Here is a 24,591-nt window from a genome sequence, read left to right as displayed (position 1 = left end):
ATTCCCTCTGCCGGCCGAGGCCGGCAGGGAGATCAGAACTGCTGGAACCAGCGCTGGATCTGGGCCGGATCCTTGCTCTGGGTCAGGGCGAGCATCAGCAGCACCCGCGCCTTCTGCGGGTTGAGGGTCTCGGCGGCGACGAAGCCGTACTTGGCGTCATCGATCTCGGCATCCAGGGTGGTGGAGCCGGTCGGCACGCGTGCCGAGCGCACTACGCGGATGCCGTCCTTGCTCGCCTTGGCCAGGGTGTCGAACAGGGTGTGGTAGAGGTTGCCGTTGCCCACCCCGGCGCTGACGATGCCGTCGAACTTGGCATCCACCAGGGCCTTGGCCGGCAGATCCGAGGCGTTGGCGTAGCTGTAGACGATGCCGACCTGCGGCAGCTTGTCGAGCTTGCTCACGTCAAACGGGGTCTTGCTGGTGTGCTGGCGGGCCGGGCTGCGCTGATAGTCGATCTTGCCGTTGTGGATGTAGCCGAGCGGGCCGAAGTTGGGGGAGGCGAAGGTCTGCACCCCTGTGGTGTTGGTCTTGGTGACGTCGCGGGCATCGAGCACGGTGTCGTTCATCGCCACCATGACGCCACGCCCCTTGGAGGCGGGGTCAGAGGCGGTCACCACGGCGTTGTAGAGGTTCATCGGGCCGTCGGCGCTCATGGCGGTGGAGGGGCGCATGGCGCCGACCAGCACCACCGGCTTGTCGCTCTTGACGGTCAGATTGAGGAAGTAGGCGGTCTCTTCCATGGTGTCGGTGCCGTGGGTGATGACGATGCCGTCCACGTCATCCCTGGCCAGCAGCTCGTTGACCCGCTTGGCAAGCTTCAGCCACACCTCGTCGTTCATGTCCTGGGAGCCGATCTTCACCACCTGCTCACCCTGCACGTCGGCCACGTTCTTCATCTCGGGCACGGCGGCGATCAGCGTCTCGATGGCCACCTTGCCGGCCTCGTAGTTGGACTGGGTAGCGGACTGCCCCGCCCCGGCAATGGTGCCGCCGGTGGCCAGGATATGGACGTTGGGCAGGGCCATGGCCATCGGGGAGAGGGTCAGGCCGAGGACGGCGGCGAGCAGGGTCTTGCGGATCGGGAGAGTCATGCTGCAATTCCTTCTGGGTGATAAAAATTGCAGCAAGTTTGCGCTTTCTGTTGCAGGGGTTTGTGATGACTCTCACCAAAAAACAGCTGGATACAGAACTTTAACCTGTTTTATACCTACATAGAGATAATTTAACTCGCCGAGAAGCCTTTGGTTTCGATCAGGGCGATCAGCTCGGCCTTGCTCAGCTCGCTCTCGATGACGGCCTTGCTGCTGGCAAAGTCGACGCTGGCGCTGCTGACGGCAGGCTGGGCCAGCAGGGCTTTTTGCAGGCTGGCGGCGCAGCCACCGCAGGACATGCCGGAGACGGTGAGTTCGATGGTCATGGGATATCTCCTCTGTTGATTGAGAGTCAGCGTAAAGCTGCCGCCCGCGGCAAGGTCAAGGGGGTGATGAAGGAGTGAGGGCCAGCAGGTTTGCTGCTGGCTAGCCCATCAGCCCCAGGTAGTTCATCAGGGTGGCCCCCAGGCTGGTGGTGACGAGCGAGCCAAGGGTGGTGGTGGCGATGATGTTGGCCGCCAGGGCGCTGTCGCCCCCCATGGCGCGGGTCATCACATAGCTGGCGGCGGCGGTGGGGGTGGAGCTGATGAGAAACAGGATGCCGAGGGCCTGCGGGCTGAAACCCAGCGCCCAGGCGCCCATCACCAGCAGCAGCGGGATGCACAGCAGCCGGTTGGCGGTGGCCCAGCCGGTCAGCAGGGCGCCGCCGCGCAGGGCCTTGAGGTTGAGGCTGGCGCCGGTGCAGAGCAGCGCCAGCGGCAGGGTCATGTTGGCGAAGTAGTTGCCCGTGGTGATCACCAGCTGGGGCAGCTCGATGCCGAGCAGGCCGAACGGCAGGGCCGCCAGGATGGCGATGATCAACGGGTTTTTGGCGATCCCCCTGAGGATCGGCTTGATCCCCTTGCTGCCCCCCAGGCTGCGGGTCAGGGTGATCACCGCAAGCACGTTGTAGAGCACGGTGACTGAGCCCACCAGCAGGGCGGCGGCGCCTATTCCCTCGGCGCCGTAGGCGTTCTGCACATAGGCCAGCCCCATGATCCCCATGTTGCCGCGAAAGCTCCCTTGCACGAAGATGCCGCGTTGGCGCCGCTCCGGGATGAAGCGGGCTGCCAGCAGCTCCAGCACCAGAAAGCCGGTGAGGGTGCCGAGCAGGCCGTAGACGATGAGCCAGGGGCTCGGCATGGTGGAGAAATCGGTGCGCACCATGCTGAGAAACAGGAGCGCCGGCAGGGTGACCTGGAACACCAGGCGGGAAGCGGACTCGACGAAGCTGTCCGGCAGCAGGCCCAGCTGCTTGAGCCAGATGCCAAGCAGCAGCACCACGCAGATGGGGCCCGTGATGGAGAGGGAGAAGTGCAGACTGGCCAGCAGATCCATGATGCGCGTCCTGTGCGATGGCGGGTGGCACGGCATGCGCCGGCGCCAAAAGGGCATTCTAACGCCATGGGCTTGTATTCACAGGGGTTAATCACAACAATGTGGGCAATTCCACCGCCGAGCCCCTGTGAGCCACTTCATGGACAAAAAACTGACCATCCTCGATATCGCCCGACTCAGTGGTGTCGGCAAGTCGACCGTCTCCCGGGTGCTCAACCAGGATCCCAAGGTGAAGCAGGCGACCCGCGCGCGGGTGGAGCAGATCATCGCCGAGCACGGCTTCGTGCCGAGCAAGTCGGCGCGGGCCATGCGCAGCCAGAGCCAGCAGGTGGTGGGGATCATCGTCTCGCGGCTCGACTCCAGCTCGGAAAACCAGGCGGTGCGCGGCATGCTGGAGACCCTCTACCGGCGCGGCTACGACGCCGTGCTGATGGAGAGCAAGTTCTCCCCCGCCAAGGTGCAGGAGCATCTGGCGGTGCTGGAGCGGCGCGGGGTGGATGGCATCATTTTGTTCGCCTTCAACGATCTGGACTATGCCGCCATGGCGCCGCTCAGGGAGAAGCTGGTGCTGGTGGCCCGCGACCATCCCGGTTTCTCCTCGGTCTGTTTCGACGATGCCGGTGCGGTGCGCACCATGCTGGGCCAGCTCGCTAACCGCGGCATCCGCGACATCGCCTACCTGGGGGTGGACACCGCCGATCTCACCACCGGCCAGCGCCGGCTCGATGCCTACCTCGGCTACTGCGGCGAACAGGGGCTGACGGCGCGCAGCGCCCTCGGCGATCTCAGTCTGCAGAGCGGCTACCGGCTGGCGGGGGAACTGCTCACCCCGACCACGGGCGCCCTGGTCTGCGCCAGCGACACCCTGGCCATTGGCGCCGCCAAGTACCTGCAGGAGCAGGGGCGCAGCGAGGTGCTGGTGACCGGCCTTGGCAACAACCCCATGCTCACCTTTCTCTTCCCCAACGCCCTCAGTCTGGATCTCGGCTACAAGGGGGCGGGGGAGCAGGCCGCGCGCCAGCTGCTCGGCCAGATCGAGCAGGATCAGCGCCCGCTGGCGACCATAGCCCCCTGCCACTCTTTGTGAACGCCATCACCTAGCGCCGCATAAAAAATGCGCTTTTTGTGACCTCGACCACGAATTGGGAACGTTCCCATTTTGATCGTGACCAATTGGCGGCATGCTAAATGGGAACGATACCAAAAACGCTCGGGCCCACAGACTGGCCCAAAAGGGCGACGCAGACCAATATCAATGGAGTCACAGAGGGAAGGCTCATGTCCAAGATCAACGCACAACATCTGGCCACGCTCATCGACAAGATCGGTGGCAAGGAGAACATCGCAACCGTCAGCCACTGCCTGACCCGGTTGCGCTTCGTCCTCAACGATCCGGCCAAGGCCGACAGCAAGGCCATCGAAACCATCCCGGCGGTGAAGGGAAGCTTCACCCAGGGCGGCCAGTTCCAGGTGGTCATCGGCAACGAGGTGGAGCAGTGGTACAAGGCGCTGACCGAAGAGATCGGCGTCAGCGGCGGCAGCAAGGAGGCCGCCAAGCAGGCCGCGCGCCAGAACATGAACCCGCTGGAGCGGGGCATCTCCCACCTGGCGGAGATCTTCGTGCCCCTGCTGCCGGCCATCATCACCGGCGGTCTGATCCTGGGCTTTCGCAACGTCATCGGCGACATCAAGATGTTCGACGATGGCACCCACACCCTCACCGAGATCAGCCAGTTCTGGGCTCAGGTGCACGCCTTCCTCTGGCTGCTGGGTGAGGCTATCTTCCACTTCCTGCCGGTGGGCGTCTGCTGGTCTGCGGTGAAGAAGATGGGCGGCTCCGAGATCCTGGGTATCGTGCTCGGTATCACGCTGGTGTCGCCCCAGCTGATGAACGCCTACGGCATCGGCCAGCAGACTCCCGAGGTGTGGGACTTTGGTCTGTTCGTCATCCAGAAGGTGGGTTATCAGGCGCAGGTCATCCCGGCCCTGCTGGCGGGTGTCTTCCTCGCCTGGGTGGAGACCAATCTCAAGCGGATCATCCCGGCCTACCTCTACCTGGTCATAGTTCCCTTCATCTCCCTGCTGCTGGCGGTGATCGTGGCCCACGCCTTTATCGGCCCGTTCGGTCGCTGGCTGGGTGACGGCGTCGGTTTCGCTGCCAAGGCGGCCATGACAGGTTCGTTTGCCCCCATTGGTGCCGCCCTGTTCGGCTTCCTCTACGCGCCCCTGGTCATCACCGGTATCCACCACACCACCAACGCGGTGGATCTGCAACTGATGCAGAGCATGGGTGGCACCCCGATCTGGCCGCTGATCGCCCTCTCCAACATCGCCCAGGCGTCTGCGGTGGTCGGCATCATCCTGATCAGCCGCAAGGAGAACGAGCGGGAGATCTCGGTGCCTGCCGCCATCTCCGCCTATCTGGGGGTGACCGAGCCGGCCATGTACGGCATCAACCTCAAGTACAAGTTCCCCATGCTGTGCGCCATGGTGGGCTCGAGCCTTGCGGCCCTCATCTGCGGCTTCGCCGGGGTAATGGCCAACGGCATCGGGGTAGGGGGCCTGCCGGGCATCCTCTCCATCCAGCCGCAATACTGGGCCGTCTATGCCATCGCCATGCTGGTGGCCATCGTCGTGCCTATCGTGCTGACTCTGCTGGTTTACCAGCGCCAGCAGGCGGCCGGCAAGCTGGCTCAGGCCAGCGCCTGACTCCACGCATCAGGGCGACCCGCCGGGGTCGCCCTCTCCCTTTTTCATTCGAGACAAGAGCAAGACCCATGAGCCAAACACCCTGGTGGCAGAGCGCCGTGATTTACCAGATCTACCCCAAGAGCTTTCAGGACAGTGGCGCGCGCGGCACTGGCGATCTCAAGGGGATCATGGCCCGCCTCGACTATCTCAAGACCCTCGGCGTCGACGCCCTCTGGCTGACCCCGGTCTACGTCTCACCGCAGGTGGACAACGGCTATGACATCGCCGACTACCTGAATATTGATCCCGCCTACGGCACCATGGCCGACTTCGAGGCGCTACTGGCCGCTGCCCACGCGCGCGACATCCGCATCGTGATGGACATCGTGGTCAACCACACCTCCACCGAGCACGCCTGGTTCAAGTCGGCGCTGGGGGACAAGAACAGCCCCTACCGCGATTACTACATCTGGAAAGACCCGGTGGAGGGTGGCGTGCCCAACAACTGGCAATCCAAGTTTGGCGGCAGCGCCTGGGAGCTGGACAGCGCCACCGGCCAGTACTACCTGCATCTTTTTGCCCGCGAGCAGGCGGATCTCAACTGGGAGAACCCGGCGGTGCGCGCCGAGGTGAAGAAGATCATCCACTTCTGGGCCAAGAAGGGAGTGGACGGTTTCCGGCTCGACGTCATCAACCTCATCTCCAAGGATCAGCGCTTCCCGAGCGACGACAGTGGCGATGGCCGCCGCTTCTACACCGACGGGCCGCGCATCCACGAATTTTTGCAGGACGTGAGTCGTGACGTGTTCGCCCCGGTCAGTGCCATGACGGTGGGAGAGATGTCCTCCACCAGCCTGGAGCACTGCCAGCGCTATGGCGCGCTGGATGGCTCCGAGCTCTCCATGGTATTCAACTTCCACCACCTCAAGGTGGACTACCCCAATGGCGACAAGTGGACCAAGGCGCCGTTCGATTTCCTCGAACTCAAGCGCATCTTCAACCACTGGCAGAGCGGCATGCACGGCAAGGGGTGGTCGGCCCTGTTCTGGTGCAACCACGACCAGCCGCGCATAGTCTCCCGCTTCGGTGACGAGGGCGAACATAGGGTGGTAGCGGCCAAGATGCTGGCCAGCACACTGCACGGCTTGCAGGGCACCCCCTACATCTATCAGGGGGAGGAGATCGGCATGACCAACCCCGGCTATCAGCGCATCGATGACTATCAGGACGTGGAGAGCCGCAACATCTTCGCCATCAAGCAGGCCGAAGGGATGGGCGAGGCCGAGATCCTGGCCATTCTTGGCGCCAAGTCTCGCGACAACTCGCGCACGCCGATGCAGTGGAGCGCTGCGGCCAACGCCGGTTTCACGGCCGGCATCCCCTGGCTCAAGCCCGCCGGCAACTACCCGGTGATCAATGCCGAAGCGGCGCTGGCCGACCCGGGCTCGGTGTTCTGGCACTACCGGGAGCTGATCCGGCTGCGCAAGAGTCATCCCATCTTCACTCACGGGGATTATCAGGAGCTGCTGGCGGGGCATTCGCAGATCTGGGCCTATGCCCGCCGCGCCAACGGTCAGACCCTGCTGGTGGTGAGCAATTTCTACGGCGAGCCGATCAGCTTCGCACTGCCGGAGGAGCTAGCCACCGGCAAGGGGCGCCTGCTGCTTGGCAACTACCCGGATAGCCCGGCCCGGCCGCAATCCTGTATGCTGCGCCCTTATGAATCCCTGATCTGGCTGGTGGAGTAGGCGATGAGCGAGGTGATGATGAAGGCGGCGGTGCGTGGCCCCGAGTGGCAGAAGATGGTGGCGGGGGAGCCCTATGATGCGGGCGACCCCGAGCTCAAAGCAGCGCGCGAGCGCTGCCGCAGGCTCTATCACACCTTCAACACCAGCTGGCAGGAGAAACCGGCGCGCGATGCCCTGCTCCATGAACTGCTGGGCAGCCGCGGCAAGGAGTGCGCCATCAACCCGCCCTTCTTTTGCGACTACGGGGCCAACATCTTCGTGGGCGAGAGCTTCTACGCCAACGTTAACTGCACCATCCTCGATGTGTGCGAGGTGCACATCGGCGACAACGTGCTGCTGGCGCCTGGTGTGCAGATCTACACGGCCGCTCACCCGGTGGCGGTGGCGCCGCGCATCAAGGGGGTGGAGTTCGGCAAGCCGGTGCGGATCGGCCACAACGTCTGGATCGGTGGCAGCGTCGTCATCTGCCCCGGCGTCACCATAGGGGACAACAGCGTGATCGGCGCTGGCTCAGTGGTGACCAAGGATGTGCCGGCGGGCGTGGTGGCGGCCGGCAACCCCTGCAAGGTGCTGCGACCCATGACGGCAGCAGAGCTGGCTGGTGGCTAGTGGTACCCGCCAGCGCGCACTTTCCAACACCAAGGGCAGGCTATCCTGCCCTTTTTCTTGCCCGTCATTGGCTGAACCCGGGATGTACAGCCACTTCAGATTTTTTGAACATCTAGGCCAGTTTATCTCGCTAACAATGGCAAGCCTGGATGTTTAATATTCACTCAACGCTTAGGCAGGAACGCCAAGCGGCCAAATAACTGGTCGTTCAAGGCTGTGAGACCTTCAAATAGGAGGTCTGATGTTGGTGAAAGAACTACACACTATTTGAATAACCTCTTGCATGGATGCATTGATTCGGGGCCGTCGGCCCAGGCAATGACATAGAAACCAAGAGAGTGAATGAACATGAAAAACGTAATCAAGATGCTGGCCGTTGCAGGCCTGATGACCGCAGGTTTTGCCCAGGCTTCCGTTCCGGCTGACTTCAACGCCGCCCCGGGTGTGCTGTTTGTAAACTGGCATGCCACCGCTGCCGTCGAAGGCAAGGCCAACCCCATGCTGGAAGTGCGTGACGAGTCTGGCGATGTGGTTGCCTCCGTGCACGCCAACCTGATGGGCAGCCAGCAGGTGCAGATCCCGAGCCGCACCCAGGGCAACCTGACCGTGAGCCTGGGTGAGCAGAGCAGCGACTACCGCATTCCGTTCGGTATCGGCAGCGGGCGTCAGCGCTAAGGGATCCCGGGCAACCGGACACCCATGTGAGACAGACAGGGAGGCCGGGGCCTCCCTGTCGTCGTTGGCAAGAATATGCCCCAGCTCTGGCTACCGAGCTCAAAGGTGCAAGCCGGCCGTCGATCGCCATACGGCAGATCCTCGGCGCGGCCAGTTCGCAGCGCACTCTTGCGCCACACTCTCGCGCCGCGAAGCGTGACAGACCCTCTCTTCCTATAGACCGCCTTTCATTTCCCAGCCCGACCATGCCGTCGGTGCCGTGCAGCTTGCACACATTCTGCCTGTTCAATGCATTGCGCGGGTCTGCTTGGCGATATCCATCTGCTGACAGCAACCTGCCGCCTGCCGTTTTCCCGTTCCACAGAAGCCTATACTCCCTGAAGAACCTGTTGTGGGAGTGGTGATCATGCGTAGTCTCGTCTTGTTGGCCTGCTGTTGTATGGGGTCGGCCCTGGCTGCCCCGGTGCAGCTCAGGCTGCTGGAGTGGGGGTATCTGCCCGCCGGATATGAACAGCAATTTGCCGAGTACGCCAAGCGCGAGGGGGTGGAGGCGACAGTGACCCGGATCGAGCCACTGCTCACCGACTTTGACAGCGTCTATCGTGCTCTGCGTACCCGCAGTGCCGACGTGGTGATGCCGACCAGCTACTTCTACAAGGCGCATCATCAACCCCTCTTCAAGCTGCTGCTGCCCATCGACTTTGGCCGTTTGCGCCATTACCAGGAGGTGAGGCCGGCCCTCAAGAATACCGAGTATGACAAGTTGGGGGAGCGCAACTATTCAGTGCCCTTCTCCTATGCCATGTTCAGCCTGGCTTACGACAGCAAGCAGGAAAACACCCCGCCCACCAGCTGGCAGGCGTTGGCCGAGCCGGCGCGGCAGGGGCAATTTGCGGTTTTCTGCGATCAGTTTGAGCCCTTGCTCTTCTCCGTACTGCTCTCCCTTGGCAAGTCACCCGCTCTCTTTGCCAGCGGTGAAATGCTGGCCGATAGCCCATTGCAAAATGAAGTGGAAGGGCAACTGACCCGGCGGCTCAAGGCGAGCCGGGGCTTCTGGTTCAATCAGGCCAATCGGTGCGAGGATCTGCGCCATCAGCGCCTGGCCACTACCTGGGGGCTGGAGCTGGTGGAGTGCAATCGGCAAAACGGTCAGCAGTGGCGCATCGCCATGGTAAGGGAGGGGGCCATCTATGCCCTTGATGCCCTCTCGATTGCGCGGGATGTCGGGGATGATCCGGCCAGGCTCAAGGCGGCCTACCTGCTGATCGATTTCCTGTTGAGCGAACCCCTGCAGAGCCGCATGTTGATGGGCACGCCGACGGTTTCCGGCAGCAATGGAGCGGCCCGCCCCCCGCTTACCCCGGAGGAGCAGGCCGTGTTGCCGCCGCAGGCCCTGCCTGAATTTGACGAACGCCTGCTGGTGCCGGCCCTGCCTGCGCACATCAAGAATCGCTACAAGCGGATGGTGCAGCAGGCGCTGGCCAGCAGTGGCAAAGAGGGGCTGGCCAAGGTGTGTCCCTGGGATCTGGCGAACTGATGCCGGCGCTAGCGAGGTGTAAGGACGGGGCGATCGGAGAGGAGCTCCTGCACCAGTCCTACGGCCAGGTGGAGATTGGACTCCATGGTATCGCCATCCTGCGCATTGGCTTTCCAGCTGTCGGGGGCTTCAGGATGGGGGCCGGAGACGGCCACTTTTCCTTTACCGTAGGCGCCGATTAAGGCGGCGATCCGGCCATCGTCGAAGTAGGCAAGTTCACGCACCGGTTCGGTGCCTGGCTGCAGGGCGAAGGTAGGGCCGGCCTGGTAGTACATGCGGCGCACCTCCCCGAGCCAGCGAATGTCATGGATCTTGGGGGAGAAGTCACCGTCGTAGTCGTCAGACTCTGCCGGCACCAAACCGAGCGCCTTCACATAATTGCCCTCGTCGGCCCAACCCAGAGAAGCGACAAAGGCACCGCCGCAGATCCCCAGATAGCGTCCGCCCTGACTCAGATAGCGTTTGAGCGCCCCGGCGATGGCGGGGGTGAACCGATGAACCAGGGGCTCTACATCATCTTCGGTGCCACCGATGATAAACAGACGGGCGCCCGCCAGCTTGGCCGGGAGATCGCTCAGGTTGTCGAGATAGACCACGGGGAGCCCGGCCTGTTTGACCACGGCGGCGATCGCCTCGTTGCTGTCCGGGTCCGAGATGGGGCCGGTATAGAGCAGGGCGTAGCCTGTCGGATTGGCGTCTATCTGTGGCTGGCTCTGGGCCTTTCCCGCGAGAGGGCAGATCATCAGCAGGGTGGACCACAGCAGCCAGCGCACTGGTCGGCTCGCTGATGACCTCAACGCGTGGAGGTCAAAGTGTCGGTTGCTCAATATGTCATCTTCCTGTATGGGTCATCGCTGTGGGGACCAGGCCGACTCATCAGTCGGCCCGGTTGGGGGATGGGGTGAGCCGCAAGTGGCCGGCTCTGTGGGCGCCGCGCGGCCCTGATGGGACCATTCGCTTCGCAGCAGGGCAAACACCACTGTGTCCCACCACTGCCCCTTGAAGTAGCGATGCTCGCGAAAGTGCGCCTCCTGGCGCATCCCGAGCGATGAGCAGAGCCGTATGGCAGCCCGGTTCAGGGACAGGGTCTCGGCATAGATGCGGTGTACCCCGAGCGATGCAAACCCAAAGCCCGCCAGGGCCGAGGCCGCCTCCTGCATCAGTCCGCGTCCCTGGCTGTGGCGCGCCATGCCGCATCCCATCGAGGCCTGCTGATCGCTCTCCAGACGCAGGCAGACTGTGCCGATCAGGGCATTCGTCGCCTTATGCTCTATCGCCAGCTGATAGGCGCGCCGGGGGCGCTCGCCGGCCTGCTCGACAAACTGTCGAGTCAGCTCCCGGTACTTCTGCGCCCGGCCATCCTCCTCGCTGTAGAAGCGCTGATAGCGCTCGTCCTGGGTGATGGCCACGAAGGCCGCCTCGTCCTCGAGGCGCATATCGCGCAGCCTCAGGCGCTCGGTCTCAAGGATAAACATGCAGGCCTCCTCCAATGAGCGGCCATTATGGGGCCTGGGATGAGGGGAGGGACAATCCCCAACCGGGGTGTGGCCGCCGCCGCTCGGTAGAGCTCCTGGCCTGCGACGGGGATCTCGATGCGGCTTTGCCGCATAGGGGAGGGGGCAATCAGTGCGGCGCATTGCACCGGGTGAGCGAGGGCGCTGCCCTCGAAGGTTTTCGCCAGCCCACCTGGAGGCACTCAGTCGAGCTCCTGGCCTACGACGGGGATCTCGATGCGGCTTTGCCGCATAGGGGGAGGGGGCAATCAGCGCGCGTATTGCATCGGGTGAGTGAGGGGTGAGGGCTCGACCCTCGACGTTTTTCGCCAGCCCTTTGGGCTTTGGCGAGTGACTTTTCTTTGCGTGGCCAAAGAAAAGTCACCAAAAGAAAGGCCAACCCCGGCAAGTCGTCCGCTGCGCGGATGCCCTCGGCTCGTCGATCGGGTCGGCCGTACCGCCGCACACGGCACATCCCTGTGCCGCACACGGCACATCCCTGTGCCGCACACGGCACATCCCTGTGCCGCACACGGCACATCCCTGTGCCGCACACGGCACATCCCTGTGCCGCCTGCGGCTGCGCCGTCCTCCCTGACGGCGCTACTGACCCGTTCAACTCACCTTGGCGACTTGCAGGGGGGCCAATACCGTGCCCGACGGCGGCTAAGTGGGCTCGCTACGCGGCGCTCAAAATGGTGGGTGTCCCAATTTGGTGCCATGGCTTCGGCCAAAGCCCGCTTCGAACATCCTTGTTCTCGCGCCAACTCGGGGTCGAGCCGTGCTCGCCCTGATCCGATTTGGCCCATGGCCCGCCGCCCCTCGCTCGACATCCCTGTCTCGCGACCTGGCCTGATGGCTTCACCTCGGCGAATCAGAGGGGGAACCAATACCGTGCCCGACTGCGACTGGGTTGGTAGTTTTCTGCTCTGTTGGCCGCTACGCGGCACTCAGAACGGTGGGTGTCCCAATATGTGCTCGTGGGTGTCCCAATATGTGACGCCTCAAACAGGGGCGCGCGTTAGCGCGTCCCGCCTGAAGGGCCTTGCTGCTTTGACTTGTTAGTTGTGGACTCTGGCACATTTTGCATTTGGTAAAAATTGAACGCTAGAGAAGCCATGCCCAGAAACCAATATATGTTCATAGATGAGTTACTACCATTAGATGCTATTTGGTGACTAGCAAAGCCTACCATTGCGAGAGATAACAAAAATGTTGCAAACACCAATGTCAACGGAAGGTCGGTAGCTTGTTCTAGCCGAGTAAAGATGAATAACCAAACAACAAACAAACCGAAGAGGCTACCTAGAACCCACATAAAGTACTCTCCGACAAATTCAATGAGCGATAGAAAGCTACCAGTAGTTTCCGCTAATCCAACTGAGTTTTGTGCGGCAAGAGCACACGTAAAAAACGGTATAGTTAAATACCAGCTCAATTGCTTAATTATTTGTATATCCGCAATATTCATTCCCGATTCCCGATTCCCGATTCCCGATTCCCGATTCCCGATTCCCGATTCCCGATTCCTGATTTACAACTAACGCCCGCGTAATAGGCGTGAGTTTACGAACGTCCTAGTTGACGCGTTTGTTAGATTACTCACCATATTGCCTCTCCTTAAACCATCTTAAGAACTCTTGTTGAGAGGTGAAACTTCTTCGTGAAAAGCTAAATATTAAGTCTTTGTTTATATTTTCGATTTTTATTACATCTGAATTATCAGCTTTAGCGCCTGTGTGTACTATTTTACTGCGTATTCCATAGATTCTCTTTATCTCTCTCTCAATATCAATTCTTTCTTTAAAACTATTGCCCAACAAGAAGGCTGATCGTTCAGAAATTTTCTGATTAATACTACCTTGTGAGGAAAACCCACCAGAAGGTTCGTCGCCAACCAACAGTGATTCGATTGAAATTGCAAAAAACAGAAATTGATCCTCAGGAATATCCGCATTGACAGCTTTTCCAAACCAGCTTACAGCTTGATGAAGCCTCTTATTAATTTCCCCTTTTTGTTGTACGCAACTCAAGAGGCTTTTGTTTTTTTCATGAAGAATCAAGTTTCTGGTGTTTTCATTAACAAGGTGGTAGGTGGTTTTTGCTTCATCTGGACGAATAAACTCCATACACTCGTTAATACTCTCTGAAGCATTATGACCTGGCGACAGCAAGTTGAACTCGATAGAGAATTCAGATTTCCTATAAGAATCTTCGTTTTTGTAGAATTCATAATATACTTGGCAATCTCCAGATTCTGATCCGAATACTTCAATTTTCCTATTACGACCTACTTCTGTTCTCTTATCTCTTTTATGCCAGGGGTAGAAATAATAATCGGTTCTGTATTGAGTTGATCCTACATATAGGTTCAATAATGAACACAGGTATAAAGAGAATTTTTTTGCGCAGTCGATTGAGTTTTCATGATCAGTATTTAAATCAACCTGAAAGTAGCATTTGCAATTTTCAAGAGCATTAATACCGTGCTGGTAACTATATAACGAGTCTCTATCGGCAATCAGTTCTGGTAAATATCCTTTGTCATTTCTGTATAAAGTTCCGAAACCAAATTCTATTTTTTCGACTCGAAGGTCTATTCCTTGAATAGGAATGCAAACACTCCTTTTCTTAGTTGACCTAGCTAAAAAATCAACAAACTCTTCAGATTCAGTTTTTATTGAATTTTTTTGATCGTCAGAAACGAGTATCTTTGCAAAGGCATTTGAGAACCAGCCTTCCACTAATGAAGGGCTATTGCTCGGATACAATCTAATTATTTCTCTTAGCTTCTCTTCATATTTGCTTTCATCCCATTTTGTTAAAGAGTATTTCTTACCCCACAATCTTACTTGCTTAATTGAATAGCTGTCGTGACCTTCAAGCAGTTCAAAGTGTGGCAACATACTGCGAAATATATTTTCGACTTGTCCTTTCATATGCATCCGATTTAGATGAATCTAACAGTGATTAGATGGAAGGCGGTACTAATCCGTTAGCAGAGAATTCTTATAACTCCGTAACATCTTTATCGCCACCAAGTAAAAATTATAATTAAATCATAACGTGAACAACGTTCTTCTCGTTCTGGGTGTGTTCGTTTGGCTCCTTCTTTTTGCGCCACCATTAGTACTGTGTGAAAAAACAGTTCGTGGGTTACGCAAGGAAAGCGCCGCCAAACCACGACTGCGTAAACAGCTCAGAATCAGCATAAGGCCATCACCATGTTGGGTGGTCGTGGTGGGCAACGTTCGCTTATCTATTCCATCAGGCAAGGCTACCGCTCCTGAATTTCAGCCCCCAGTCTGCTGCTTTTAACCTGCGATGTTGCGCTGGCCTGGCCCATGGGTGACTCCGGTGAGGCGGTTGCCAAACGGCTATGTTAGCGAGTGAAGCCGGGGAAGGAAGAGCGGGATGATGATTTCCAGAGCAAGATCAAGAAATTCAAGAAATGAATCGGGATGGAGGGGCGCTCTGGAACTCTCACCACATTGAGCGCTGCAGAAGTGGGCGCCGCGTTCTGAGCGCCACAACTGACACCTGCCGCCTTCGCCACAGACGGGCACGGTATTGTTGACCCCCAGCAAGCCGCCGAGGGGAGGAAGCAAGGTCAGGAGCGCCATCAGGGATGATGGCGCAGCCGCAGCGGGGCAGGGATGCCCCATCTGCGGCGGTCCGCCCGACCTTGTGACCGACCCGAGGGAAACCGCGCAGCGGTCGGGTTGGCGGGGGAAAAGACCTTTGGTGACTTTGGGTCTTTCCAAAGTCACTCGTCCCTGCCCGCAGGGCGGACGAACCCCCCCTCGAGGAGGAACTCCTCGCGTCCTATGCGGCGCAGCCGCATCGAGAGGCTGGTCGTAGGTGAGGAACTCGACTGAGCGCCTCCAGATGGGCGTGCCAAACCCCTATGCGGTGCAGCCGCATCTCCCCTCACCTGGTGCAATGCGCCACGCTTATTGCACCCTACGACTGTGCGGCGCAGCCGCATCGGGAGGCTGGTCGTAGGTGAGGTGCTCGACTGAGCGCCTCCAGATGGGCGGGCGAAACCCTTTCGAGGGCTGCGCCCTCGCGTGCAGGGGCCCGTCGTAGGTCAGGAGCTCGACTGAGCGCCTCCTGATGGGCGGGCGAAACCCTTTCGAGGGCAGCGCCCTCGCGTGCAGGGGCCCGTCGTAGGCCAGGAGCTCGACCGAGCGCCTCCCAGAGCGTCTCTACAACTTCACCATGATATGCCGCGGCACCGTGTAGTCCTCCAGCGCGTAGAGGGAGAGATCCTTGCCGTAGCCGGACATCTTCATGCCGCCGTGGGGCATCTCGGAGGTGAGCATGAAGTGGGTGTTGATCCAGGTGCAGCCGTACTGCAGGTGGCTGGCCACCTTGCTGGCAAGGCTCAGATCCTTGGTCCAGACCGAGCTGGCGAGGCCGTAGTCCGAGTCGTTGGCCCACTGCACCACCTGCTCGGCGTCGCTGAATCGGGTCACCGACACCACCGGGCCGAACACCTCCCGGCGCACGATTTCATCCTCCTGACGGGCGTGGGCGATCAGGGTCGGCTCGAAGAAGAAGCCGTTGCCGGGGCGGATCTTGCCCCCCGCCGTCACCTCCACGTGACCGCTGCTCTGGGCACGCTCCACGAAGCTGGCCACCCGGTTGCGCTGCCTGTCCGAGATAAGCGGCCCCATCTCCACCCCCTCATCGCGCGGACCGCCCACCTTGATGGAGGCCACCGCCTCGGTCATGGCGGCGACAAACTTGTCGTAGATCTTGCCCTGGGCATAGATGCGGCAGGCGGCGGTGCAATCCTGGCCGGCGTTGTAGAAGCCGAAGGTGCGAATGCCGGCCACCACGGCCTCCAGATCTGCATCGTCAAAGATGATGACCGGCGCCTTGCCTCCCAGCTCAAGGTGGGTGCGCTTCATGGTACGGGCGGCGCTCTGCAGGATCTTCTGGCCGGTGGCGATGTCACCGGTGAGCGACACCATGCGTACCAGCGGGTGTTCCACCAGCGGTGCCCCCACGCTCTCGCCCCGGCCGCAGACGATGTTGATGACGCCGCGGGGGAAGAACTCGCTGGCCAGCTCCGCCAGGCGCAGGGCGGTGAGCGGGGTCTGTTCGGAGGGCTTGAGCACCACCGTATTGCCGGCGGCGAGCACGGGGGCCATCTTCCAGGCCGCCATCATCAACGGATAGTTCCAGGGGGCGATACTGCCCACCACGCCGATGGGATCGCGGCGGATCATGCTGGTGTGCCCCTCCAGATACTCCCCGGCGAGCGGCCCCTGCAGGCAGCGGGCGGCCCCGGCGAAGAAGCGGAAGCAGTCCACCACCGCCGGCAGCTCGTCATTGAGCACCGCCAGATAGGGTTTGCCGCAGTTGAGGGATTCCAGCGCTGCAAACTCCTCGGCGTGGCGTTCGATGGCATCGGCTAGGCGCAGCAGCAGGGTACTGCGCTGGGCCGGGGTGGTGCGGCTCCATTGGGCGAAGGCGCGCTGGGCGCCGTTCACCGCCCGGTTCACCTGCTCGAACGAGGCTTCGGGCACCGAGGCGAGAAGCTCACCGGTGGCCGGGTTGAGGATGGGCTCGGCCGGGCCGTCACCGGTGACGAACTGACCGTCGATCAAGAGTTGGGTAGAGAGTTTCATGGTTGCATCCTTGCGCACGCGTTGAGTCGTTATTTGCCACTGCCGGCGACGTCCTGGCCGTCGCGGGTGAGGTAGTAGGCAAGCAGAATGGGAATGGTGGTGAAGGCCACTATGATGAGCGCCACCACGTTGGTGACCGGTCTGTCCCGGGGCCGGATCAGCTCCTGATACATCCAGATCGGCAGCGTGGTCTGCTGGCCGGCGGTGAAGGTGGTGACGATCACCTCGTCAAAGCTGAGCGCAAACGCCAGCATGCCCCCCGCCAGCAGCGCGGTGGCGAGGTTGGGCAGGATCACGTAGCGCAGGGTCTGGAAGCCGTCGGCGCCGAGATCCATCGACGCCTCGATGAGGCTCTGGTTGGTGCGGCGAAAGCGCGCCAGGGCATTGTTGTAGACCACCACCACGCAGAAGGTGGCGTGACCGATGACGATGGTCCAGAAGCTGAAGGGGATCTCCATCACCCCATAGGCGGAGCGCAGCGCGATGCCGGTGACGATGCCGGGCAGGGCGATGGGCAGCACCAGCAGGAGTGACACCACCTCCTGGCCGAAGAAGCGGCTGCGGGCGATGGCCCCCGCCGCCAGGGTGCCGAGCACCATGGCCACCAGGGTAGCGAGTCCGGCCACCTCCAGCGACAGCTGGATGGCGCGCCACACGTCGGGGCGGTTGAGGGTCACCTCGAACCACTTGAGGGTGAGCCCGGGGGGCGGGAACTGGTAGCTCTTGCTCTCGCTGGTGAAGGCGTAGAGGAAGATGAACAGGATCGGAAAGTGCAGGAACAGGAGGCCGCCGATGGCCGCGTACTTGAGCAGACCTGAGGGCTGGCTGCCATGGTCCCGTTTCATGGAGGTATTAGAGCGCATCGAAGGCCCCCAGGCGTTTCGCGATGGTGAGGTAGATGGCGATGATGAGGATCGGCACCAGCGAGAAGGCGGCGGCGAAGGGCAGGTTGCCCGCCGTGCCCTGCTGCATGTAGACCACTTGGCCGATGTACATGGTGGAGTTGCCTATGATGCCGGGGATGATGTAGTCCCCGAGCGTCAGGGAGAAGGTGAAGATGGAGCCCGCCACCACACCGGGCAGGGCCAGCGGCAGGATCAGGGTGCGAAAGGTCTGGGCCGGGGTGGCGCCGAGATCGCCGCTCGCCTCGAGCAAAGATCGCGGGATCCGCTCCACCGCCGCCTGGATGGGCAGGATCATGAAGGGCAGCCAGACGTAGACGAACACGATGAAGGTGCCGATGCGCGAGAACGACAGCGACGGCCCCCCGATCACCGGCAGCGATAGGATGGCGTCGAGCAGCCAGTCCAGCCCCAGGGTGTCTGCCAGCCAGCTGACGACACCCTCCTTGGCCAGGATCAGCTTCCAGGCGTAGACCCGCACCAGATAGCTGGACCAGAGCGGCAGCATGATGCCGACGTAGAACAGGGCCCGGGTCTTGCCGCTGGTGTAGCGCGCCATGTAGTAGGCGACCGGAAAGCCGAGCAGGGCGCAGGCCAGGGTCACCAGCAGGGACATGCCGACGGTGCGCAGGATCACGTCCAGGTTCTCTACCCGCAGCAGGGCGACGAAGTTCTGCAGGCCCAGCTCGTGGTGGATCTGGCCGCTGAACTCGTCCAGCCCGAAGAAGGCGTTGGAGAGCAGCATCAGCAGGGAGCCGACATAGATGATGCCGAGCCAGAGCAGGGGCGGCCCCAGCAGGATGGCCAGCAGCAGACCGGAGCGGCCATAGAGCAGGGTGGAGAGGCGCCGCAGCGGCCTGACGCGAACGGAGTCGGTAGCGTGGCTCATGGCAAGGCTCGCACTGTGGGGGGCACTCATGGTTGAGCTCCCTGGTGGGCGGTGTGCAGACGGTGGATCGCCTGCTCCGGCCAGCTCAGGCTGACCCGGGTGCCACGGGGCAGGCGGGCCTGGCCCTCGTTGGGATGGTTGACGATAAGCTCGAGCTGTTCACCGAGATCGACCCGGTAGCGCACGAAGGGGCCGAGGTACTCCACCTCGCGCACCTCCCCTGACCAGCCGGGCGTACCGGCCTCGGCGAGCCGGATCCGCTCCGGGCGCACCATCATCTGGCGCTCATCGCCGCACAGGCGGCGGGCCTGCTCTCCCTCGAACAGGTTGACTGTGCCGACGAAGCGGGCGACGAAGGGGGTGGCGGGGGCGTCGTAGATGGTGTCCGGCGCGGCGATCTGCTCGATCTTGCCCTGATTGAAGATGCAGATGCGGTCGCTCATGGAGAGCGCCTCCTGCTGATCGTGGGTGACGAAGATAAAGGTGATGCCGAGCTGGCGCTGCAAGGCTTTGAGTTCGAGCTGCATCTGCTCGCGCAGCTTGAGGTCGAGCGCCCCCAGCGGCTCGTCCAGCAGCAGGATGCGCGGCTGGTTGATCAGCGCCCGGGCGATGGCGATGCGCTGGCGCTGGCCGCCGGAGAGCTGGCCGGGCTTGCGGTTGCCGACGCCGGGCAGGCGCACCAGCTCCAGCATCTCATCTACCTTGCGGTAGCGCTCCGTCTTGGCCACGCCCTTGAGCATCAGGCCATAGCCTATGTTGTCGCGCACATCCATGTTGGGAAACAGGGCGTAGTCCTGAAACACGGTATTGAGGTTGCGGTCGTAGGGGGGCACGGTGGAGCAGGGCTCACCGAACAGCCGGATCTCCCCCTCGCTCGGGTATTCGAAGCCCGCAATCATTCGCAGGCAGGTGGTCTTGCCGGAACCGCTCGGCCCCAGCAGGGTGAAGAACTCGCCGGCCGGGATCTGGAAGGAGATGTCGTCGACCGCCTTCACCTCGCCATAGTGGCGGCTGACCCGGTCAAATTGTACGGCGTTCATGGGACGTCCTTGTCTGTGTGGGAAGCGGGCCGGACTCCTGTCCGGCCCCATATCGGCATTTACTGAGGCACTTCAGCGACCACCCAGGATTGCGATATAGTCCGAGACCCAGCGGTAATAAGGCACGCAGGTTCCCTGGCTCTTGCACTGGGAGACGGGGGTACGCCAGAAGCGCACCCGATCGAAGTTGTCGATGCCGTTGGTCTTGCACCCATCTTTCCCGAGCAGGGCATTGCCCTCGCAGGCGGCCGACACTACGGGCACGGAGCCGAACCAGGAGGCGAGATCCCCCTGCAGCTTGTTGTTGAGGGAGTGCTCCAGCCATTTGTAGGCGCAGGTGAGGTTCTTGGCCTCGCTGTGCACCATGCTGGTGTCGGCCCAGCCGGTGACCCCTTCCTTGGGCACCGTCGTGGCGATGGGTTGCTTGTCGGCGATCAGGGTATTGGCCTGGAACGGCCAGGAACCGGAGGCGACTACCCCCTCGTTCTTGAAGTCGTCGATCTGGACGAAGGCGTCGTGCCAGTAGCGCCCCACCAGCTGACGCTGCTGGCGCAGCAGGTCGAGGGCAGCCTTGTACTGATCTTCGTTGAGCTCGTAAGGATCCTTGATGCCGAGCGCCGGCTGGTGGCTCATCAGATAGAGGGCCGCATCGGCGATGTGGATGGGGCCGTCGAACGCCTGCACCCGTCCCTTGTTGGACTTGCCGTCCGGCAGGGTCTGCTCCTCGAACACCACGCTCCAGGAGTCAGGTGCCTTGGGGAACACCTTGGTGTTGTACATCAAGATGTTGCCGCCCCACTGGTAGGGCACGCCGTAGTGCTTGCCATCCACCGTGTGCCAGGGAGCATTCTGCAGACGGGGGTCTATCTTGCCGTAGCTCGGGATGAGCGCCAGGTTGAGCGCCTGCACCTTGCCGCCGGCGATGAGGCGCAGGCTGGCGTCGCCGGAGGCGGTCACCAGATCGAAGCCCCCCTCGTTCATCAGGGCCACCATCTCGTCCGAGGTGGCGGCGGTCTTGGCGTTGACCTTGCAGCCGGTCTTTTGCTCGAAGCCGGTCACCCAGTCGTAGTTCTTGTCGGTCTCGCCGCGCTCCACGTAGCCGGCCCAGGCCACTATGTTGAGCTGGCCTTCACCCTTGCCGAGGGTGGTGGGGGCTGCCTGGGTCTGTCCTGCCAGCAGGGCGGGGATCAGGGCCAGGGTGAGGGGGGTCAGTTTCATCTTGCTCTCCTTGCTGGGGCGGGCACTGTGGTGATGCCACGCTGACAATTAACATCCTGTTAACCAGTCATGAGCGTAGGAGAAGCGCTGAGCAATGAGAATTTCAATTTTTAACGCCAAAGGTATCTGCTAAATCGATATCGAGTGCAGATGAATCTGAATTTTAGTGGTCGCTCGGCAAGAGAGGGTTAGCGAGGGAGTGCCTGCCGGGCCCGCAGCCGGCTCTGATCCCGCACTATGTCGATGAACTCGCGGGCGGTCCACTCCAGCCGGGAGCCACGTCGCCACACCAGGCCGATGTCGATGGCGGGAATGGGCTCCTTGATGGCGCGGGCCTCGACCCGCTCCTGCTCCAGCGACCAGGGGCGGTAGGCAAAGTCCGGCAGCAGGGCGAGCCCGAGCTGGCTGGCCACCAGGCTGCGCACCGCTTCTACCGAGGCGGTCCGCAGCACGATGCGCGGCGCTATGCCGTAGCGGCGCAGGCCGCCACCGATGATTTGGTCCAGCTGGTCGGCGGTCAGCGAGATCATGGGCTCTTCGCCGAGCGCCTTGAGAGAGAGGGTCGACTCGGCGCAGAGCGGGTGGTTGGCGGCGAGCCAGACCCGCAGCGGCGAGCGGGTCAGCAGCTCGGTATCAAACGCCTCCTGGCGGATGGTGCGGTTGGTCATCAGGATCCCCACGTCCACCTCGCCGTTGACGATCTGGTGCTCGAGATAGGGCTGCTCATCCTCCTTCACCTCTATCTGCACCGCCGGGAAGGCGCGGCGAAAGCGGCCGAGCGCCTCCGACAGGTAGTAGCCGGCCACCAGCGTGGTCACGCCTATGGTGAGCCGCCCCTGATCCTGCTGGGCCACCGCTTTGAGGGAGTGGCTCGCCTCGGTCATGGCGCCGAGGATGCGACGGGCATGGAGCAGAAACTGGTGGCCCTGGGTGGTTAGGCTGACCCCGCGCGGGTTGCGATCGAACAGGGGGGCGCCGAGCTCGCTCTCCAGCTCGCGGATGGCGCTGGTGACTGCCGACTGGGAGATGTGCAGCTCGGCAGCGGCGCGGCTGACCGAGAAGCTGTCGGCCACCGCCACGAAATAGCGGATCTGGCGAAAGGTGAAGTTCATCTGGGCGTCCTGCCGCATGCGATCAAGGTGAGTGCCAGCTTAACCTCGAATCGCGCCCAGACAAAAGGCGCCGTGCTGGCGCCTTTGTCATGGTTTTTCCGGCGGTTAGCGGGAGCTGGCCGCCTCGATCACCGGGATCCGGTTCACCGCCTTGCCCAGATAGGCGAGGGTGATGGTCACAATGATGCAGGTGAAGCTGAGCCACATGTAGGGCAGGTAGTCGAGGGTGGCCACCCCGAGGACCCCTGCCATGAAGATGCCGTTGTCGCTCCAGGGCACCATGCCGCAGGTGAGGGTGCCGCCAAACTCGGCGTTGCGGGAGAGGTTCTTGCGCGCCAGCCCCAGCCGGTCGTAGTTCTTGGCCATGATCTTGGGGGTCAGGATCAGCGACACATACATGGCAGAGCCGAACACGTTGGCCAGGAAGGCGGTGCCTATGGTGTGGGTGGTCAGGCTGCCGGCACCCTTGATGCGCTTCTCGAAGGCGCTGGCGATCACTTCCAGGATGCCGACCTTCTCCAGCAGGCCGCCAAAGCCCAGACCGAAGATGATGACGGCCACCGAGCCCAGCATGGACTCCATGCCGCCACGGCCCAGGATGTTGTCGATGAAGTCGACGCCGGAGGTGATGGCAAACGGGCTGTAGGCGGAGTGCATCGCCTTAACCGGATCCATGTCCTGGAACAAGATGGCCCAGACAAGGCCCAGCAGGGCGCCGAAGCTGATCACCGGGAAGGCGGGCTTGCGGTTGGCCAACAGGCCCAGCACAAGTACCACGGGGACTATGGCCAGCGGGGTGATGTTGAACTGCTTGTCGAGCGCCTCCATCACCAGGTTGACCTGCTCCAGGCTGACGTTGCCGGAGTACTGCATGCCAACCACGGTGAACAGGGCGGCGGTGATGACGTAGGAGAACAGGCTGATGGGCAGCATCCCCTTGATGTGCTCCATCACGTCGACGTTGGACATGGTCGAGGCCAGCACCACTGAGTCGGAGAGCGGAGAGAGCTTGTCACCGAAGTAGACACCGGAGAGCACGGCACCGGCTACCAGCGGCGCTGGCACCCCCAGGCTGTGGCCTATGCCCATCATGGCGATGCCGGCGGTGGCGGCCGAGCCCCAGGAGGTACCGGTGGCCAGCGAGGTGAGGGAGCAGATGATCAGGGTCGCCAGCAGGAAGATGGACGGGTGAATCACCTTGAGGCCGAAGTAGATGATGCTGGGGACTATGCCGCCGGCAATCCAGGTGCCGACCAGGGCACCGACGGAGACCAGGATCAGGATGGCCCCCATCCCCTTGGCGACACCGTCGACGGCTGCCTGCTCCAGGGATTTGTAATCATGGCCGAGCTTGATGCCGAGCCCCATGATGACAAACCAGGCGATGAACAGTGCCAACTGGATTGGCAGGTCGAGCACGCTGGTGAAGGAGAAGGCCAGGGCCAGGAAAATGGCCAGACAGGCAAACACCTGCGACATGCCCGGCAATCGGATGTGGTTGTGTTGGTTTTGCATAGATACTTCCTAAACTCTTGCTCGCCAAGGTCGGTCCCTCTCGTCCTGTGGATACACGTATCCCGAGGGGCCCACCCAAAAAGAGGCCGCAATCTACCACAAACCAGGGGGGACAAATCCCAACTGATTTGGCAAAAATGCAATTTTGATTGAAAAACTTACAATTTAGTTGATCTCATAACCCGTTTTTGAGTGCTCTGTCTGCCCCGATGGGACATTCGACTCCGATAGGAAAGTCCGATTGCATACTCCTAAAATACAAATGATAATTGTTATCAGTTGTTGGAGGGGAGTGTGTCATGAGATGGATAGTGAGGGCCATGCTGCTGATCGGGCTGCTGGCCATCCTGATCTGGGGTCAGGAGAGGGAGTACGGGGTATGGAGTCTGGGCTTCTTGCTGGCCGCCTGGGTCATGTTCGAACCCAGGCTGAGACCAGCGCTGATCCTGCTGCCGGTGGCCGGCATGACCGGAGTGGCGGCCCTTGTCTGGCAGCAGCCCTGGTTATGACGAGGTGGCCGGTGCGCTCTGCACCTTTTCCAGCGCCTGTTTGAGGGAGGTGATGACGTTCTTCTCCATCTCGTTGCGCTTGGCATCGGTCAGGAAGTAGATCATGTCGACGTCGTGGCGAATATAGTGGGAGGGGAGCTGGTTCAGGGTCAGGCAGCAGAGATCGGCCATCTGGTTGGTGTTCAGCGTCTGGCTGAGCCCCTGCTTCTCAATCTCCTTGAGCACCAGATGCTCGTAGAAGTTGTGAATGTCGGTATCCAGTATCATATGCATTCCTTGGCATGACGATGGGCGGTGAGTCGTCAAAAGCATAGTCATAACAAGGGGTAAAAACAAAAGGCCCGTCACTTTCGTGATGGGCCTTTTGCATAATGAATGGTGCGAAGAGAGGGACTCGAACCCTCACATCCGTGGGACACTAACACCTGAAGCTAGCGCGTCTACCAATTCCGCCACCTTCGCACACTGATTTTCTCCAGCTGGTTTTTAAATGCGGTTGGAGCGCATTTTCTGCGTTTTACATGCCAGAAGCATGGTGCGAAGAGA

Annotated in this window: 22 protein-coding genes and 1 tRNA gene; 7 read left to right on the top strand and 16 right to left on the bottom strand. The window is 61.2% G+C overall.

Annotated elements, in window-relative coordinates; genetic code table 11:
* Positions 1–32: 32 nt before the first annotated feature.
* The 3 genes from ansB to BN1143_RS04565 all read right to left on the bottom strand — a co-directional run bounded on the left by ansB (position 33) and on the right by BN1143_RS04565 (position 2,468).
* A complete protein-coding gene (gene ansB / locus BN1143_RS04575) occupies positions 33–1,091 on the bottom strand; it encodes an L-asparaginase 2 (RefSeq protein ID WP_005305526.1) in 1,059 nt (352 codons plus the stop codon).
* Positions 1,092–1,222: 131 nt separating this feature from the next.
* Entirely contained in the window at positions 1,223–1,417 is a 195-nt protein-coding gene (locus tag BN1143_RS04570; RefSeq protein WP_010635991.1) for a heavy-metal-associated domain-containing protein, read from the bottom strand.
* A gap of 100 nt (positions 1,418–1,517) precedes the next feature.
* Positions 1,518–2,468, bottom strand: coding sequence for an AEC family transporter (locus BN1143_RS04565; protein ID WP_017782469.1), 951 nt, complete (start codon positions 2,466–2,468; stop codon positions 1,518–1,520).
* A gap of 139 nt (positions 2,469–2,607) precedes the next feature.
* Here BN1143_RS04565 and treR point away from each other — a divergent pair, with 139 nt between their 5' ends.
* The 6 genes from treR (at position 2,608) to BN1143_RS04535 (ending at position 9,728) form a co-directional block, all read left to right on the top strand.
* Positions 2,608–3,555: a trehalose operon repressor TreR gene (treR, locus tag BN1143_RS04560; RefSeq protein ID WP_042049814.1), complete on the top strand. Its 948-nt coding sequence runs from the start codon at positions 2,608–2,610 to the stop codon at positions 3,553–3,555.
* Between the two features lie 191 nt (positions 3,556–3,746).
* The gene (treB, locus tag BN1143_RS04555) at positions 3,747–5,177 is read left to right on the top strand and encodes a PTS trehalose transporter subunit IIBC (RefSeq protein ID WP_019840679.1); all 1,431 of its coding nucleotides are present in this window, start codon (positions 3,747–3,749) and stop codon (positions 5,175–5,177) included.
* Between the two features lie 68 nt (positions 5,178–5,245).
* Complete coding sequence (gene treC / locus BN1143_RS04550) at positions 5,246–6,907, top strand: alpha,alpha-phosphotrehalase (protein ID WP_042049813.1); 1,662 nt, start codon at positions 5,246–5,248, stop codon at positions 6,905–6,907.
* Positions 6,908–6,910: 3 nt separating this feature from the next.
* Complete coding sequence (locus tag BN1143_RS04545; protein ID WP_042049812.1) at positions 6,911–7,516, top strand: sugar O-acetyltransferase; 606 nt, start codon at positions 6,911–6,913, stop codon at positions 7,514–7,516.
* 342 nt (positions 7,517–7,858) lie between these two features.
* Positions 7,859–8,191, top strand: a complete 333-nt coding sequence (locus BN1143_RS04540) for a hypothetical protein (RefSeq protein ID WP_010635997.1) — start codon at positions 7,859–7,861, stop codon at positions 8,189–8,191.
* Positions 8,192–8,630: 439 nt separating this feature from the next.
* Positions 8,631–9,728, top strand: coding sequence for an ABC transporter substrate-binding protein (locus BN1143_RS04535; RefSeq protein ID WP_042049811.1), 1,098 nt, complete (start codon positions 8,631–8,633; stop codon positions 9,726–9,728).
* Positions 9,729–9,736: 8 nt separating this feature from the next.
* Here the strand turns inward: BN1143_RS04535 and BN1143_RS04530 are convergent, their stop codons facing one another.
* From BN1143_RS04530 to nhaC, 11 genes are all read right to left on the bottom strand, one after another.
* A complete protein-coding gene (locus BN1143_RS04530; protein WP_042049810.1) occupies positions 9,737–10,501 on the bottom strand; it encodes a hypothetical protein in 765 nt (254 codons plus the stop codon).
* A 75-nt stretch (positions 10,502–10,576) separates the two neighbouring features.
* Positions 10,577–11,203, bottom strand: coding sequence for a GNAT family N-acetyltransferase (locus tag BN1143_RS04525; protein ID WP_042049809.1), 627 nt, complete (start codon positions 11,201–11,203; stop codon positions 10,577–10,579).
* A gap of 1,039 nt (positions 11,204–12,242) precedes the next feature.
* Complete coding sequence (locus BN1143_RS22295) at positions 12,243–12,692, bottom strand: hypothetical protein (RefSeq protein ID WP_156141280.1); 450 nt, start codon at positions 12,690–12,692, stop codon at positions 12,243–12,245.
* Between the two features lie 127 nt (positions 12,693–12,819).
* On the bottom strand, positions 12,820–14,160 hold the full coding sequence (locus BN1143_RS22290; protein WP_156141279.1) for a HEPN domain-containing protein: 1,341 nt from the start codon (positions 14,158–14,160) through the stop codon (positions 12,820–12,822).
* A 1,269-nt stretch (positions 14,161–15,429) separates the two neighbouring features.
* Positions 15,430–16,860 carry a gamma-aminobutyraldehyde dehydrogenase gene (locus BN1143_RS04510; protein WP_042049805.1) on the bottom strand — a complete coding sequence of 477 codons (1,431 nt, stop codon included), beginning with the start codon at positions 16,858–16,860 and terminating at the stop codon, positions 15,430–15,432.
* Positions 16,861–16,889: 29 nt separating this feature from the next.
* On the bottom strand, positions 16,890–17,705 hold the full coding sequence (locus BN1143_RS04505) for an ABC transporter permease (RefSeq protein ID WP_010636002.1): 816 nt from the start codon (positions 17,703–17,705) through the stop codon (positions 16,890–16,892).
* A gap of 7 nt (positions 17,706–17,712) precedes the next feature.
* Complete coding sequence (locus BN1143_RS04500) at positions 17,713–18,681, bottom strand: ABC transporter permease (protein WP_052444021.1); 969 nt, start codon at positions 18,679–18,681, stop codon at positions 17,713–17,715.
* Positions 18,678–19,691: an ABC transporter ATP-binding protein gene (locus BN1143_RS04495; RefSeq protein WP_042049804.1), complete on the bottom strand. Its 1,014-nt coding sequence runs from the start codon at positions 19,689–19,691 to the stop codon at positions 18,678–18,680. The genes BN1143_RS04500 and BN1143_RS04495 overlap by 4 nt, the downstream gene beginning before the upstream one ends.
* 72 nt (positions 19,692–19,763) lie before the next feature.
* Positions 19,764–20,909, bottom strand: coding sequence for an ABC transporter substrate-binding protein (locus tag BN1143_RS04490; RefSeq protein WP_042049803.1), 1,146 nt, complete (start codon positions 20,907–20,909; stop codon positions 19,764–19,766).
* A 188-nt stretch (positions 20,910–21,097) separates the two neighbouring features.
* Positions 21,098–22,021 (bottom strand): LysR family transcriptional regulator, encoded by a 924-nt coding sequence (locus BN1143_RS04485; protein WP_005305481.1) that lies wholly within the window; start codon positions 22,019–22,021, stop codon positions 21,098–21,100.
* Between the two features lie 105 nt (positions 22,022–22,126).
* On the bottom strand, positions 22,127–23,536 hold the full coding sequence (nhaC, locus tag BN1143_RS04480) for a Na+/H+ antiporter NhaC (protein WP_005305478.1): 1,410 nt from the start codon (positions 23,534–23,536) through the stop codon (positions 22,127–22,129).
* Positions 23,537–23,835: 299 nt separating this feature from the next.
* On the opposite strand from nhaC, the gene BN1143_RS04475 reads away from it, so the two are divergent.
* Positions 23,836–24,045, top strand: coding sequence for a hypothetical protein (locus tag BN1143_RS04475; RefSeq protein ID WP_017766456.1), 210 nt, complete (start codon positions 23,836–23,838; stop codon positions 24,043–24,045).
* Here the strand turns inward: BN1143_RS04475 and BN1143_RS04470 are convergent.
* Together BN1143_RS04470 and BN1143_RS04465 are read right to left on the bottom strand one after the other, a co-directional pair.
* On the bottom strand, positions 24,040–24,312 hold the full coding sequence (locus tag BN1143_RS04470) for a late competence development ComFB family protein (protein WP_042049801.1): 273 nt from the start codon (positions 24,310–24,312) through the stop codon (positions 24,040–24,042). The genes BN1143_RS04475 and BN1143_RS04470 overlap by 6 nt on opposite strands.
* Before the next feature lie 109 nt (positions 24,313–24,421).
* Positions 24,422–24,507 (bottom strand) — tRNA-Leu (locus BN1143_RS04465).
* Positions 24,508–24,591 lie beyond the last annotated feature (84 nt).

Origin of the sequence: Aeromonas dhakensis (assembly GCF_000820305.1) — a bacterium.
Classification (GTDB): domain Bacteria; phylum Pseudomonadota; class Gammaproteobacteria; order Enterobacterales; family Aeromonadaceae; genus Aeromonas; species Aeromonas dhakensis.
The sequence above is the reverse complement of the archived record's forward strand: the minus strand, read 5'-3'. Positions and strand labels throughout refer to the sequence as shown.